This is a genomic window from Geminocystis sp. GBBB08, assembly GCF_016743215.1.
Lineage (GTDB): Bacteria > Cyanobacteriota > Cyanobacteriia > Cyanobacteriales > Cyanobacteriaceae > Geminocystis.
Map to the genome: position 1 here is coordinate 1 of NZ_VRZC01000293.1, position 1,653 is coordinate 1,653.

Here is a 1,653-nt window from a genome sequence, read left to right on the forward strand (position 1 = left end):
TCTAAAAATAGCAAAATAGTTAGGTTATGACTTACCTGTTCATAAGTTACGTTATATTGTTACGGGGGAATCTTTTCCTGAAAACTTTAGGATTAATTTACAAAATCAAGCTCAAGTTAGCGCCGAAAAGCCTTTTTTATATTCTTTTTATGGTAGTGCAGATACAGGAACTTTAGGGGCAGAATCTTTAGCTTCCATTTGTTTGAGAAAAATCTTATACCAAAATCCGGTTGTTGCAAGTCGTTTAGGTTTTAACAATTCAATACCTAATTTTTTTCACTTCACAGCTAAAGATACTTTTATCGAGACACATGAAAAAGGAATACTTGTAACCCAATGGCAGGATACTCCATTATTTCGTTATCTTCTTGGGGATGAAGTTAGTTTATATTCTTGGCCAGATTTAAAACAAAAATTAATCATGGCTTGTATTAATCAAAATATTTGTCCTCAATTGCTAGAAATAATTAATAATTCCAGTGATTATTTACCAGATGTTTTAGCTCTTAAAGGACGTAGTGATAATGCTATTATTCTTTTTGGTATTAACATCACTCAATATCTTCTCGATAAGATTATTAAACATGAAGAGTTACGAAATATTTTAACAGGAATATATTATGCTCAAGTCATTTATCAAGAAAATGGCAGACAAGTTTTAAAAATTGATTTAGAAACAAAACCAAACATTGAATTAAATACACAGTTACAAGAACAAGTGTATTCTTTTATTATTAAGACTTTATGCGAACTTCATCCTCTTTTTACAAAAGATTGGGAGATAATTTATAGTCAATGGGAAAAAATTAGTAATAAAAGAATAGTTGAGTTAAAATTTCATTCATATCCTAACCTTTCTCAAGATTTAGTAAATAAAAATAAACATCAAGGTATTATTAAATCTGATTATCACGAATTATGAATCAAGTTACCACTATTAATTAATATCCATCTATAAACACTTTTGTATGAATAAATACTTAGGTTCTGCACAAAAAGCATTAAAACTGTCTCAACAAGGTTATGAAACTATTTCTGCTTATAAAAATTTTCTCGAAAGTCAGAACATCACATCAATAGATTGTTTTGAAAATTTACCCATAACCGATAAACAAAACTACATACTTAAATATAGCCTTCAAGATCTAATACCACAAAATAGAAAAAAAGGTTACAGAATTGGCAAATCATCAGGTTCATCGGGCAAAATTACTTATTGGTTACAATATCCTGAAGCGGTCAAAAATGATGGGTTGAAACTAAGAATGTTTCTCGAAAGTAATTTTCAAATTCATCAGAAGCCAACTTTAGCTATCATGACTCTAAATAGTGAAGCATGGGCAGCTAGTGAAAATTTTGATTTGGCATTAAAAACTCTTTCTATAGACATCAATTATACTTTTTATACTTTTTCTCCCAGTGTTAAGTTAGAGTCGATTATCGATCTAATTAATTATATGAATTCTGATGTGGAACAAATTATTCTATTTATAGTTCCCTCATTAATTTTTCATCTTCTAAAAATAGCAAAATATTTAGGTTATGACTTACCTGTTCATAAGTTACGTTATATTGTTACGGGGGAATCTTTTCCTGAAAACTTTAGGATTAATTTTCAAAATCAAGCTCAAGTTAGCGCCGAAAAGCCTTTTT

General features: G+C 29.0%; 2 protein-coding genes. Both read left to right on the forward strand.

The window, feature by feature from the left end; translation table 11 throughout:
• Positions 1 to 202: 202 nt before the first annotated feature.
• A complete protein-coding gene (locus FWJ34_RS19310) occupies positions 203 to 922 on the forward strand; it encodes a hypothetical protein (RefSeq protein WP_308256950.1) in 720 nt (239 codons plus the stop codon).
• Between the two features lie 46 nt (positions 923 to 968).
• On the forward strand, positions 969 to 1,653 hold a 685-nt coding region (locus FWJ34_RS19315), incomplete at its 3' end, for a hypothetical protein (RefSeq protein ID WP_308256951.1).